The sequence below is a fragment of the Rhodococcus sp. WB9 genome, assembly GCF_007558985.1.
Lineage (GTDB): Bacteria > Actinomycetota > Actinomycetes > Mycobacteriales > Mycobacteriaceae > Rhodococcus_F > Rhodococcus_F opacus.
In genome coordinates, this window is record NZ_CP041769.1 from 5320068 (window position 1) to 5332813 (window position 12746).

Sequence of the window (12746 nt, forward strand, 5' to 3'; positions counted from 1 at the left end):
TCTCTGGGCTCGTCGGGCACTCACGGGCGCAGTCGAGGATTCGGGCCGTGAGCGATCGGGAAAGCATCGAACTGCGTGCGTGCCTCGGTGAGGAAGCGTTGCCGGTCCTCGCTGCCATCCGGAAAAGCGCGGTGCAGGCGACGATCTCACCTCACCCACAATCGGTGCAGACCTCCCCGCGCCCTCCGACTGCTCATCGAGCGCTCCCGCGACCAGCAGGACGCGAAATTGTTACACGACCTGCTCGGGAGGCGAGCCACACACCACCACGCACCGGCACCACCACCCGAAGGCGGCGGTGCCGGTGCCTGAGATCCAGCGATCAGTGGGTGGCGACGGCGGCGGTGCTTCCCGCAGCCGACGCGTCGGGCTTGCCTGCGCCGAGGCGGTCCTCCAACTCTTCGAGGCTGCGCCCCCTGGTTTCCGGGACGAAGCGGTATACGAAGTACACCGAAATGAGGTTGACGAGGACGAACAGGCCGAAGGTTCCGGTGGATCCGAGGACCGAGTTCAGGATCGGGAAGACGAACGAGATCAAGGCGTTCGTCGTCCAGAGCACGAAGACCGCGAGGCCCATGGCGAACCCGCGGATGGCCATCGGGAAGATCTCCGAGAGCAGCAACCACACGCAGGTTCCGATGAAGCACTGCACGAAGGCGACGAACACCATCATCGCGGCGAGGATGATGTAGCTGCGGCCGGTGGACGAGGGCAGCAGGAACACCAGGGACAGCGCGGCCTGCGAGGATGCCACACCGATGAATCCGGTCAGCAGCATCGTGCGACGATTCACGAAGCCCAGCAGGATGATTCCGACAATCGTCATGACCACCGACGTGACACCGACCGCGATGGTGGCAACCAGGGACGCGCTGACACCCAACCCGCTCTGTTCCAGGATCGTCGGGGCGTAGTAGTTGACCGTGTTGATACCCGTTGCCTGCTGGACGATGGCCAGACCGCAGCCGATCCAGAGGATCCGGCGCATCCAGGGATAGTCGCGCAGATAGTGGACGGCGCCACTGACCTTCGAGTTCCGGTCGCGGGCGGCGTGGACGCTGATGCTGGCGTACTCGATTGCGGCCTCCGACTCGCTGCGGCTCAATTCGAGCGTCCTGCGCGTTTCGGCGAACCGGCCCTTCGACGCGTACCACCGCGGCGAATCCGGGAGCGCGAGCATGCCGAGCAGCAGGAGTACCGCGGGCACCGAGGCGATGGCCAGCATGTACCGCCACACCGTCGGATCCTCGATCAGGTGATCGAGTAGCGCGTTGATCGAGAAGGCGAGCATCTGACCGGTGACGATCATCAGTTCGTTGATGGTGACCATCCGACCGCGGCGCTCGACCGGCGCCATCTCGGCCAGGTAGAGCGGGCAGGTGACGGCGGCGGCGCCCACACCGAGTCCGAGGACGATCCTGGCCAGCACCATGATCTCCACGTTGGGGGCCATCGCACACCCGAGGGCGCCGACGAGGAACAATCCCGCGCAGACGAGGAGCGTGCGCTTGCGACCGAGAGCGTCCGACAACCGGCCTCCGAGCAGCGCACCGACGGCGGCACCCGGGAAGAGCAGCGAGCTCACGACGGTGGCTTCGCCGACCGCGCTGAGGTTCAGCTCGTCCTTCATGTAGAGCAGCGCACCGGAGATCACACCGGTGTCGTAGCCGAACAGCAGGCCCCCGAGCGTGGAGATGACGGTGAGCTTGGTCAGGAAGCGTTTGTGACTGCGCTCGTTACGCGCAGCGCCGCCGCTTCCGCGGGCACTGGCAGCCGAGTGGGTTGTCGACATCAGGTGTATGGCCTTTCTGGGGAATGCTCACGCATCGCGACACGGAAGATCGGTTCACGTGTGTCGATATCGCCCGAGTGCGCTCGGCTCGATGCAGCCGACGGGGCGTTCTCTCCTGGACTGAAGCGCTTCACTAACGCGCTTCAGTTACCTACTATGATGTGAATCACAGAGGGTGTCAAGGGCAGATGACGCGATGCGTGAGAATGTCCCTGACTACGCGACCGAGGGAGATCGAGATGCTCGACGACCGAGCCACCGCGCACGACGGTGCGGAACGGCTACCCGCCGGCCTGCACCGACGCCCCACGATGGCCGATGTCGCGACGCGGGCCGGGGTGTCGCGCACCCTCGTGTCACTGATCTTCAGCAACAAACCCGGCGCCTCCGACGAGACGCGGGAACGCGTCCTCCAGGCCGCGGACGAACTCGGCTACCGGCTCGACCGGGCCGCCCGCATGCTCGCCCGTGGGCGCAGTCGCACCCTCGGTGTGCTCATCGACGTCCACCAGACCTTCCAAGCCGACCTGATCGGAACCATCTACGCGGAGGCCGAGGCCGCCGGATACGAAGTCCTGCTCTCCGCGAGCGCACCCGCCCGGGACGAACACAAGGCGATCGAAGCGCTTCTCAGTCACCGGTGCGAAGGCCTGATCCTGCTCGGTCCGCTGTCCGAGGCCGACTATCTGCGGACGCTTGCGGACCGTGCCGTCGTCACCGTCGTCGGCCGCGCACTCCCCCACACCGCCGTCGACACCGTGCGGACCGCGGACGCCAAGGGCATCAGGCAGTCCGTCGACCACCTCGTCGAACTGGGACATCGTGACATCGTGCACGTCGACGGCGGAGCGGACCCGGGGTCACCCGAGCGTCGTCGCGCGTACCTCGCGGCGATGCGCAAGCACGACCTCTCCGACCACATTCGCGTCATTCCCGGTCAGCACACCGAGGACGCAGGTGTCGCCGCCGCGAACACCCTACTGGCGGAGGACCGCCTGCCGACCGCGGTGCTCGCCGGCAACGACCGCTGCGCCATCGGCCTCATGGACGTGTTCACCCGCGCCCACGTCGACGTGCCCGGCGACATCTCGATCGTTGGGTACGACGACAGCCACCTGGCACAGTTGTCGCGGATCGACCTCACCACCGTGCGGCAGGACACGGAGGGTCTGGCGCGGCGCGCCGTGCAATTCGCCATCGGGCGACTCGAGGACGAGGACCTCGTCCCGCAGGATTTCGTGATCGACCCCCACCTGGTGGTGCGCGGCACGACCGGTCCGGCCCGGTCGTAGCCGCGTCCCCGCCGGCACCCCGATTCAGCGCAGAGGCGATGGCCTCACTTCGTGATGCTCCTCAGGTATTCGACACTCCGGACGACGTCCCGCACGGGGCCTTCGCCTTCCGGTTCCGACGCGAGGATGGTGTCCTGTTCGAGGACGTACCAACCGTCGTAACCCTGATTCTGCAGCCGCTCGACCACCCCGGCGATATCCACGTCTCCGGTGCCCAGTGGCGTGTACATCCCCTGCGCGACGGCCTCGGTGTAGGTGAGTTCGCCCGCCCGGACCCGCCCGAGAAGTTCCGCATCGACGTCCTTCAGGTGCGCGTGCGCGATCCGCTCGGGGGCCGTGGTGACGAGGTCGAGGGGGTCGGTGCCGCCGATCAGCAGGTGTCCGGTGTCCAGGCACAGCGGGATCGACGAGCCGTCCAGGATGCGGTCCACCTCGGCGCGGTTCTCGATCATCGTCCCCACGTGGGGGTGGATCACCGCCCGGAGCCCCCGGTCGGCAGCGGCCGACGACACGCGGTCCAGGTTGCGCAACAACGTCTTCCATCCCGAGTCGTCGAGTTCCGGTCGTGAATCGTAACCGATGGCTCCCGTCACCGCCGCCAGGACCATCACCTCCGACCTCGACGCGAGGAGTGAGTCGATCGCCCCGCCGACACCAGCGACCGCGTCGTGATCCGGATCGTGGAGCAGCACCGGGACGAATCCCCCGACCGCAGTCAGGTCGTACCGGGCGAGAGTGTTCGTCAGCTCGTGCGGATCCGAGGGGAGGAATCCGTCCGGACCGAGTTCGGTGGCAGCGAGGCCGGCGTCACGCATTTCGGTGAGCACCCGGTCGGGGTCGAGCTGGTGGCCCCAGCCCTCCACCTCACACACTCCCCACGAAATCGGTGCGCCTGCAAGTCGAATCGTCATCGTCGTGTTTCATCCCATCGCACCGGACGGTGCTGTTGTAGTGACAGTGTGGCCGTGTCGACAATCCCGCTCACGGCCGCCGCCGGGTGGTCTGCTCGGACAGACGCTCGGCGAGCACCGCCGGATCGGCGTTTTCCCGCAATGCTTCCCACACCGTGTCCACCTGAGTGGCCGGCGCGAGACTGTGCACCGGCCGATCGTGGTCGAGGTTGGTGGGGAACGGGTAGCACTCGGCCGTCGCGACGACGGCATTGCGGAGGGTGCGCTCGCTCGCTCCGGCACTCTGCCGTGCCAGCAGGGCCGGATATACGGCGTTCGCCATGGCCTCCCGGTCCAGCACCTCCATCGCCCGGCCGAACGGCGACGAGATCTGCAGCAGATTGGCCGTCCGCCGGATCGCATCCGAACGGTTGTGGCCTGCACCGTGGTAGAGCGCCGGGTTGAAGAACACCGCGTCGCCTTTCCGCAGCGGCAGCTGAACGTGACTGTCACGGAAGAACTCGACGAACTCCGGCCGGGAGAACGCCAGGTAGCCCGCCTCGAACAGGTGCGAGTACGGCAGATGCAGGGTGGGTCCGCTCTCGACGGGCATGTCGCAGTGTGCCACCGCGCCCTGCAGTGTCAAGGTTGCCGACATCCGGTGCAGGTGCGCCGGATACTCGGTCAGCTCGTCCCGGGGCACGATGCCGAGGTGGTAGTCCCGATGCGGCACCTGCGCGGCACTGCCGGGGTTGACCACGTTGACCTGCGACGTCACCTGATACAGCGGCCCCAGCCAGCTCTGGCAGATCAGCGCGAGAATGTCGTTGGAGTAGTACTCGGCGAACACCTCCGGGGCGCCGAGAGCCAGCTTCTGCGCGGCGTTCCAGATGCGGCCGTTGGCGCCCGCCTTGCCGAAGTGGTCGCCCACCAGGCCACCCGACGCGTACTGCTGCGCGTTGAGGAGGTCGAATTGCTCCGTGGCGCGATCCACCACCGCGAGATCGTTGAAGGCGTTCTGGAACACCACGATTCCGGGGCCGTCGGTGAGCGCGCGCACGAGTTCGGTCTGCACGGCGCGGCGGGACTGCGCGTCGTCGAGGTGGGGCATCAGCGAGTCACTGCGGTACAGCAGGACGTTCCGTTCCACGGAGTGAGCGAACGGGTAGTCGGCGAGATTCGTCGAGCGGTCAATGGACGTGCGAAACGAGTCGAGGTCACAGTCGGAGTCGCGGATCCACTCACGCCCGCCGGTCGGCGGAGGAGTCGTGATGGTCATGGGGATAGTCTTGCTGTGATGTGAGCGCCGAACAACAGCAGAAATCCATCATTTTCACCTCAGGAGCCGGCCGTGAAGCACCGCTACAAGGTCCGTGAGATCGCCCAGCAGTCGGGATTGAGCGAGGCGACCGTCGACCGCGTGCTCCACGAACGCCCCGGAGTACGGGAATCGACGAGAGCGGAAGTGCAGCAGGCGATCCGCGATCTCGACAAACAACGCACTCAGCTCAAGCTGAGTGGGCGCAAGTTCCTCGTCGACGTCGTCATGCAGTCACCCGAGCGCTTCACCACCGCGTTCCGCGCGGCCGTGGAGGCGGAACTGCCCGCTCTCGCTCCCGCCGTCGTGCGCTCACGGTTCCATTTCCGGGAAACCGGCTCCACACCCGCGATGGTCGAGACCCTTGATCGGATCGGGGCCCGCGGCACGCAGGGCGTGATCGTCAAGGCGCCCGACTCCGTCGAGGTCGTCGAGGCCATCGACCGGCTCACCGCGGCGGGGATCCCGGTGGTCACCTATGCCACCGACGTGCCGGGCAGCTCGCGGGCCGGCTACGTCGGGATCGACAACCGGGCCGCGGGGGCGACCGCCGCCTATCTCGTCGACCAGTGGCTCGGCGAGGCGTCGTCCACCGTCCTGATCACGCTGAGCAGCAACGCGTTCCGGGGCGAGGAGGAACGGGAGATGGGGTTCCGCGCCGCACTGCGAAGTTTCGGCACCGACCGTGCGGTGATCGACATCGCCGAGAGCGACGGGCTGGACGCGACCATCGAGAGCCTCGTCCTCCGGGCCCTCGAACAGAATCCGGACATCGCGGCCGTCTACTCGATTGGCGGCGGCAACGTGGCCACGACCCGCGCATTCGAACGCACCGGCCGCGCCTGCCGCGTGTTCATCGCCCACGACCTCGACGGGGACAACACGCGGCTGCTGCGCGCGGGCACGCTCTCCGCGGTGCTGCACCACGACCTCCGGGCCGACGCCCATCTGGCGTGCCGCATGCTGCTGCAGGCCCGGGGCGCGCTCGGTGGAGTCGCGACCGCGGCGTCACCCATCCGGGTGGTCACCCCGTACAACCAGCCGTGACGGCGTGAATCGGCGACTCGCCCGCGCCTAGCCCTGCCCCTGGGGGACGGGGACGCCGCGCGATTGGAACCAGCCCGCCGGATCGATCTTGGTTCCGTTGACCGCCCACACCTCATAGTGCAGGTGTGGTCCGGTCGACTGACCCCGGTTGCCCATGGTGGCGATCTGGTCGCCGGCCCGGACCTGCTGCCCGACCGACACCAGTGAAGTGTCGATGTGGCCGTACACGCCGGTGGTGCCGTCGTCCTGCCGGATGCGGACCCACAACCCGAATCCCGACGCCGGACCGCTCTCGACCACGGTGCCGTTGGTGACAGCCTTGATCGGGGTGCCGATGGAGTTCGCGATGTCGATCCCGTTGTGGTTCGTGCCCCACCGCGGGCCGAAGCCTGAGGTGAAGGTGCCGACGGCCGGGACCAGCACGGCGGGTCGACGTGCCGCTTCCTCCGCCGCAGCCTGGCGCGCGGCCTGTTCGGCGGCCTCGCGAGCCAGCCGCTCGACCTGGGCCTTCTCGAACGCCAGCCGCTCGACCTCACGCTGGGCGCCGCGCTGGAGTTGCTCGGCGTAGTCGACGGGTACCGGGCGCGTGACCTGTAGGAACTGGGGCGGCGTCGAGAGAGACATGCCCGTCTCGGTCGACGCCTGCGCTACCTCACCGGTGGCCGCGGAGGCGATCCCCCCGGATGCGAGCAGTGCAGCGGCCGCCAGCGAGGTCGCGACCAGCCGTCTACGGGAGGTCTTCGTCGAACGGAGGCGCCGGGTGCGCCGGGCTTGCGGGACGGTGTTCGGGTGTAGAGCCAAAACCACATTCCTCTGTCGAGTGCGTGATCGATAACGAAACGGTCACGGTTTCGACACAGGTTAGTACGGATCTGGCTGAATCCTGCGCGTCGCATTGACACACTCGGACGAGGTCAAGGTTTCGAACTGGATTACTCGACCTCATCAGTCACATGCACCCCGTGGGCCCACATCGACGACAGTGGTCACGCTCCAAAAGTGTCCGAAGTCACGGAGCCCGCGGTCGTGACCGCGGGCTCCGTGACTTTCGAATCGACCGCTCAGCCGGCCGCCCGCAACTGGGCCGCCAAACGCATCGCGGAGTTCGCGTCCCCGTATCCCTTGTAACCGCCGACGCGTTGCACCACCTCGAAGAACAGGTCGGCGCCCACCGTCTGGGTGAACAGATGGAAGAACTCGCCGTGCGCATCACGGTCGTACATGATGCCCGACCCGCTCATCCGGTCCAGGAGTTCGCGGGAGAGCCCGAAGCGGGCCTCGAGGTCGTCGTAGTAGTTCGGCGAAATCACGAGGGGCTCGAACCCGTTGGATTGCATGGTCGCGGCGGCGGTGAAAATGTCCGTGCACGAGAACGCGACGTGACTGATGCCGCCGCGCCGAGCCGCGGCGATGTGGGAGTTGCCCGACACCGCACCCGGAACCATGTTCAGGGAGATGCGCAGCGGACGGTCGACGCCGTCGGCACCCGTCTGATCCATCGTCAGCGCCTGACTGCGCATCATTCCGACCGCGTCGGTGACATCGAGGCCCTCGTGCGGCGCCATCGCGAAGACCGAACGGAGCAGCAGCATGATGCCGTCCCAGTTGTCGGACGGCACGGCGAGCGCCACGTGATCGACACCGGTGAAGACGGGCACCTCATCCTGCCAGCGCGACTCCGTCGGGTACAGATCGAACGCCGACTGCCACGACGCGGCGCTGCCCGGGCCGCGCAGATCCAGCGACGTCGCGTCGGTGATCTTGAGACGCACCACATCCGATTCGGGTGCGGTGTCGACACCGGGCAACAGGACCTCGTGCACCGGGACCTCGAGCGCTGCGGCGCGCTCACCCCACGCGTCGGGATCGCTCGACCGGATACCGATCTGGGTGAGCACCGGCAGGTGCGCAGGCAGACCCGGAGCGGTCCACACCGTGCCCGCGGTCGCATCGACCACGATGGTCATCCGGCCGTGCCGCCACAACTGGAGGTCGTGGCTGCGGTGCCGGCCCACCAGACGGAATCCGATGTGCTGAAGCGCCTGCCGAAGGTCGGAATCCTTGCCCGGACCGGCCGCGAGCCGGAGCGACACGATGCCTTCGAGGGGTGCGCGCGGCGGCGGCTCGAACAGCGTCAGGCCGCGACCGGTGTCCTCACCGCGCTCGGCCTGCACGCGTGCGACCTCCTCCTGGAGGTACAGCAGCGAGCGGTGCGCGTCGGCGGCCGTGCGCCCCGTGGACGACTGCCGGAACGTGTCGTTGAAGATCTCGAGCGACCACGGTCCGGTGTATCCAGCGGCCTGGACGTGCGCGCCGAACGTCGCGAGATCGAAGTTGCCCTGCCCCGGGAAGTTCCGGTGGTGCCGGCTCCATTGCAGGATGTCCATCGACATGCGGGGCGCGTCGGCGAGTTGGAGGAAGAAGATCTTCTCCCCCGGGATGTCGCGGATGCCGGACGGGTCGTCGCCGCGGGAGAGGATGTGGAAGCTGTCGAGGCAGGTACCGAGGGCAGGATGGTCGGCGTCCTGCACGATCTTCCACGCGTGCCGGTACGTGTTGACGTGCGTGCCCCAGGCCAGCGCCTCGTAGGCGATGCGGAGTCCCCGGCTGTGTGCGCGCTCGGCGAGAGTGTGGAGTTGCTCGGTCAGGCGAGCGTCGTCCCGCACCGCCTCGGGCAACGGCGACGAGCACACCAGCAGGGTGTCGCAGCCGAGCTGCTCCATGATGTCGAACTTGCGCTCGGCTCGGATCAGGTTGCGCGCGAACGTCGTGTCGTCCACGGAGTCCAGATCACGGAACGGCTGATACAGATCGAGGGTGAGTCCGAGATCCGCTGCGCGGGAAGCCAGCTCACTCGGCGACCACGGCGAGCTCACGAAATCGGGTTCGAACACCTCGAATCCGTCGAACCCGGCCGCCGCGATCGCGGTGACCTTCTCCTCCAGCGATCCGCTCAGGGATACCGTGGCAACGCTCGTACGAACCTGTCGTCCCATGGCGGCGTCAGCCCTTGTTGCAGATGAAGTCGACGGCCAGCGCATAGCCGAGGATTCCGAGTCCGGCGATCACACCGGTCGCGACCCCGGACACGTACGAATGGTGCCGGAATTCTTCGCGGGCGTGCACGTTGCTGATGTGCACCTCGACGAGCGGCACCTCGAGCGTCACCAGGGCGTCGCGCAGCGCCACCGACGTGTGCGTGAAACCGCCGGGGTTGATCACGACGCCCGACGCCGTGGTCCGGGCCTCGTGCACCCAGTCGATCAGGTGGCCCTCGTGATTGGACTGCCGCGCGACGATCTCACGTCCAGCCTTCGCGGCAGCCGTGCGGCACGACTCCACGACATCGTCGAGCGTCTCCCGCCCGTACACCTCGGGCTGCCGCTGCCCCAGCAGGTTCAGGTTGGGGCCGTTGAGAACAAAGATCGGTCCGGGAGCGGTCATCGCGCGCATTACCTCCATTTGTACGAACTAGTGAGTTAGTTCGCACCCAGGATACAGCGCGCTCCCGCCTAGGCGGACTTGTCTCGGCGTTCTCCCCGCTCCGGCTTGCGCGGAACGATGGTCGGAAGCACGTTGTCGTTGACCGTCTCCGCGCTGACCACGACCTTCTCGACGTCGTCACGGCTCGGGATGTCGTACATGACCGGCAGGAGGACTTCCTCCATGATCGCGCGGAGTCCACGAGCACCGGTGCCGCGGAGGATCGCCTGGTCGGCGATGGCCTCGAGTGCGTCCGTGGTGAACTCCAACTCCACGCCGTCCATGTCGAACAACCGGTTGTACTGCTTGACCAGCGCGTTCTTCGGCTCGGACAGGATCTGGACGAGCGATTCCTTGTCCAGGTTCGTCACCGACGCCACGACCGGCAGACGACCGATGAACTCGGGGATCAGCCCGAACTTGATCAGGTCTTCCGGCATGACCTCTGCGAAGTGGTCCTGCGTGTCGATCTCCGCCTTCGACCGCACCTCGGCGCCGAAACCGATTCCGCGCTTACCCACGCGATCGGACACGATCCGCTCGAGGCCGGCGAACGCGCCCGCCACGATGAACAGGACGTTCGTCGTGTCGATCTGGATGAACTCCTGATGCGGGTGCTTGCGACCGCCCTGCGGCGGCACGCTGGCCTGCGTGCCCTCGAGAATCTTCAGCAGAGCCTGCTGCACACCCTCACCGGACACGTCCCGCGTGATCGACGGGTTCTCGCTCTTGCGGGCGATCTTGTCGACCTCGTCGATGTAGATGATGCCGGTCTCGGCGCGCTTGACGTCGTAGTCGGCGGCCTGGATCAGCTTGAGAAGGATGTTCTCGACATCCTCACCGACATAGCCGGCTTCGGTGAGCGCCGTCGCATCGGCGATCGCGAACGGGACGTTGAGCATCTTCGCCAGCGTCTGTGCCAGATACGTCTTGCCGCATCCCGTGGGACCGAGCATGAGAATGTTCGACTTCGCCAGCTCGACCGTCTCGCCGCGCGCATCACGACCCTTGTCGCCGGCCTGGATGCGCTTGTAGTGGTTGTAGACCGCAACGGCGAGAGTCCGCTTGGCGGCATCCTGGCCGATCACGTAGTTCTCGAGGAAATCCCGGATCTCGGCCGGCTTCGGCAGCTCGTCGAGCTTCACCTCGCTGGACTCGGCCAGCTCCTCTTCGATGATCTCGTTGCACAGGTCGATGCACTCGTCGCAGATGTACACCCCAGGCCCAGCAATGAGCTTCTTGACCTGCTTCTGGCTCTTACCGCAGAAAGAGCACTTGAGCAGATCCCCGCCGTCACCGATGCGTGCCATCTCGTCAGGTCCCTACTTCCTTCGTCTACGTGCAACCATCGAACCGATCCCACGCCGTGCGCGCACCGACCGAAAACGAAAGCCCGTTATGTGACCGTACCCGCAGATCGCGAGCGAGGTCGACTGGTTGTCGGTGATTCGCGCACCGATCTTCCGGGAAAGCCGGCCTTGCCGATCCCGCACCCGGCTCGCGGCAACCGCGCCGTAACGGCGTGTCGCCCGAGCCGGGGCGGCAGGAAATCACTTCTGGGCGCTGAGTTTGCGGTACTCGAGCACGTCGTCGATGATTCCGTATTCCTTGGCCTCGGCGGCCGTGAGGATCTTGTCGCGATCGGTGTCCTTGCGGATCACGTCGGCATCCTTGCCGGTGTGCTTCGCGAGGGTGGTCTCCATCAGGCGACGCATCCGCTCGATCTCGGCAGCCTGGATCTCGAGGTCGGAGACCTGACCCTGGATGCCGCCGGTGGCGGGCTGATGGATGAGGACACGAGCGTTCGGCAGGGCGAGACGCTTGCCGGGGCTACCGGCCGCCAGCAGCACCGCGGCAGCCGAGGCCGCCTGGCCGAGGCACACCGTCGTGATGTCGGCGCGGACGTACTGCATGGTGTCGTAGATCGCCATCAGCGAGGTGAACGAGCCACCCGGCGAGTTGATGTACATGGTGATGTCGCGATCGGGGTCCAGCGACTCGAGAACGAGCAGCTGAGCCATCACGTCGTTGGCCGACGCGTCGTCCACCTGCACGCCGAGGAAGATGATGCGTTCCTCGAACAGCTTGTTGTACGGGTTGGACTCCTTGACGCCGTAGCTCGAGTGCTCGATGAACGACGGCAGGATGTAGCGAGACTCGGGGCCTGCGGGCGCCTGGCCTCCCAGGCTGCGGGGATCGAACAGGTTGGTCATCAGTTCTCCAAAGGATGTGTGGGAGCGGTCAGTGAGGAAGCCGGGCCGCTACAGCCCCGTCCCGCCCGCCTGCGCCGCGCGGGAGACGACGTGGTCGACGAAACCGTATTCGAGAGCCTGCTGTGCGGTGAACCAGCGGTCACGATCCGAATCGGCGGTGATCTGCTCGACCGTCTGACCGGTGTGCTCGGCGATCAGCTCGGCCATTTCGCGCTTGGTGTGCGCGAACTGCTCGGCCATGATCGCGATGTCACTGGCGGTACCACCGATTCCGGCGGACGGCTGGTGCATCATGATCCGCGCGTGCGGGAGCGCGTACCGCTTGCCCTTGGCCCCGGCGGAGAGCAGGAACTGACCCATCGACGCGGCCAGACCCATTCCGAACGTCGCGACGTCGCACTCGGCGAACTGCATCGTGTCGAAGATCGCCATGCCGGCGCTGACCGAACCGCCGGGCGAGTTGATGTAGAGGGAGATGTCCCGGCTGGGATCCTCCGCCGACAGCAGCAGGATCTGAGCGCACAGCTTGTTCGCGATGTCGTCGTCGACCTGGGTACCGAGGAAGATGATGCGCTCGCGCAGCAGGCGTTCGTACACCGAGTCGCTGAGGTTCAACCCAGCGGTGGCTGAAGTCATGGCGGGACTCTGCAAAGTCTCCAGGTGATTGGAAGTCACGGTACCTGCCTTCTCCGTAAATCGTTGATTGCTGAC

11 protein-coding genes are annotated in these 12746 nt (G+C 66.5%); 2 read left to right on the forward strand and 9 right to left on the reverse strand.

The genetic code is table 11. The features are described 5' to 3' along the window. Positions 1-322: 322 nt before the first annotated feature. Entirely contained in the window at positions 323-1792 is a 1470-nt protein-coding gene (locus FND50_RS24775; protein ID WP_144287422.1) for a sugar porter family MFS transporter, read from the reverse strand. 239 nt (positions 1793-2031) lie between these two features. Here FND50_RS24775 and FND50_RS24780 point away from each other — a divergent pair, with 239 nt between their 5' ends. Next, positions 2032-3084: a LacI family DNA-binding transcriptional regulator gene (locus FND50_RS24780; protein ID WP_007296622.1), complete on the forward strand. Its 1053-nt coding sequence runs from the start codon at positions 2032-2034 to the stop codon at positions 3082-3084. Between the two features lie 44 nt (positions 3085-3128). Here FND50_RS24780 and FND50_RS24785 read toward each other — a convergent pair whose 3' ends face one another. Both FND50_RS24785 and FND50_RS24790 read right to left on the reverse strand, forming a co-directional pair. Beyond that, positions 3129-3995 (reverse strand): sugar phosphate isomerase/epimerase, encoded by an 867-nt coding sequence (locus FND50_RS24785; RefSeq protein ID WP_144287423.1) that lies wholly within the window; start codon positions 3993-3995, stop codon positions 3129-3131. Positions 3996-4065: 70 nt separating this feature from the next. Continuing rightward, positions 4066-5253, reverse strand: a complete 1188-nt coding sequence (locus FND50_RS24790) for a phytanoyl-CoA dioxygenase family protein (protein ID WP_144287424.1) — start codon at positions 5251-5253, stop codon at positions 4066-4068. Between the two features lie 72 nt (positions 5254-5325). On the opposite strand from FND50_RS24790, the gene FND50_RS24795 reads away from it, so the two are divergent. Next, the gene (locus tag FND50_RS24795) at positions 5326-6339 is read left to right on the forward strand and encodes a LacI family DNA-binding transcriptional regulator (protein WP_144287425.1); all 1014 of its coding nucleotides are present in this window, start codon (positions 5326-5328) and stop codon (positions 6337-6339) included. Positions 6340-6366: 27 nt separating this feature from the next. Here the strand turns inward: FND50_RS24795 and FND50_RS24800 are convergent, their stop codons facing one another. From FND50_RS24800 to FND50_RS24830, 6 genes are all read right to left on the reverse strand, one after another. Then, positions 6367-7140, reverse strand: coding sequence for a M23 family metallopeptidase (locus FND50_RS24800; protein WP_144287426.1), 774 nt, complete (start codon positions 7138-7140; stop codon positions 6367-6369). 260 nt (positions 7141-7400) lie between these two features. Beyond that, on the reverse strand, positions 7401-9335 hold the full coding sequence (locus FND50_RS24805) for a bifunctional sugar phosphate isomerase/epimerase/4-hydroxyphenylpyruvate dioxygenase family protein (protein WP_144287427.1): 1935 nt from the start codon (positions 9333-9335) through the stop codon (positions 7401-7403). A gap of 7 nt (positions 9336-9342) precedes the next feature. After that, on the reverse strand, positions 9343-9783 hold the full coding sequence (gene aroQ / locus FND50_RS24810) for a type II 3-dehydroquinate dehydratase (RefSeq protein ID WP_144287428.1): 441 nt from the start codon (positions 9781-9783) through the stop codon (positions 9343-9345). Positions 9784-9851: 68 nt separating this feature from the next. Further along, the gene (gene clpX / locus FND50_RS24815) at positions 9852-11132 is read right to left on the reverse strand and encodes an ATP-dependent Clp protease ATP-binding subunit ClpX (RefSeq protein ID WP_005248181.1); all 1281 of its coding nucleotides are present in this window, start codon (positions 11130-11132) and stop codon (positions 9852-9854) included. 240 nt (positions 11133-11372) lie between these two features. Further along, positions 11373-12035 (reverse strand): ATP-dependent Clp protease proteolytic subunit, encoded by a 663-nt coding sequence (locus FND50_RS24825; protein ID WP_005264334.1) that lies wholly within the window; start codon positions 12033-12035, stop codon positions 11373-11375. A 48-nt stretch (positions 12036-12083) separates the two neighbouring features. Continuing rightward, a complete protein-coding gene (locus FND50_RS24830) occupies positions 12084-12671 on the reverse strand; it encodes an ATP-dependent Clp protease proteolytic subunit (RefSeq protein WP_005264333.1) in 588 nt (195 codons plus the stop codon). Between the last annotated feature and the right edge of the window lie 75 nt (positions 12672-12746).

Bases quoted from the DNA above. Each gene is read 5' to 3' on its own strand.
- FND50_RS24775 (WP_144287422.1), bottom strand. From the start codon at position 1,792: ATGTCGACAACCCACTCGGCTGCCAGTGCCCGCGGAAGCGGCGGCGCT.
- FND50_RS24780 (WP_007296622.1), top strand. From the start codon at position 2,032: ATGCTCGACGACCGAGCCACCGCGCACGACGGTGCGGAACGGCTACCC.
- FND50_RS24785 (WP_144287423.1), bottom strand. From the start codon at position 3,995: ATGACGATTCGACTTGCAGGCGCACCGATTTCGTGGGGAGTGTGTGAG.
- FND50_RS24790 (WP_144287424.1), bottom strand. From the start codon at position 5,253: ATGACCATCACGACTCCTCCGCCGACCGGCGGGCGTGAGTGGATCCGC.
- FND50_RS24805 (WP_144287427.1), bottom strand. From the start codon at position 9,335: ATGGGACGACAGGTTCGTACGAGCGTTGCCACGGTATCCCTGAGCGGA.
- aroQ (WP_144287428.1), bottom strand. From the start codon at position 9,783: ATGACCGCTCCCGGACCGATCTTTGTTCTCAACGGCCCCAACCTGAAC.
- clpX (WP_005248181.1), bottom strand. From the start codon at position 11,132: ATGGCACGCATCGGTGACGGCGGGGATCTGCTCAAGTGCTCTTTCTGC.
- FND50_RS24825 (WP_005264334.1), bottom strand. From the start codon at position 12,035: ATGACCAACCTGTTCGATCCCCGCAGCCTGGGAGGCCAGGCGCCCGCA.
- FND50_RS24830 (WP_005264333.1), bottom strand. From the start codon at position 12,671: ATGACTTCAGCCACCGCTGGGTTGAACCTCAGCGACTCGGTGTACGAA.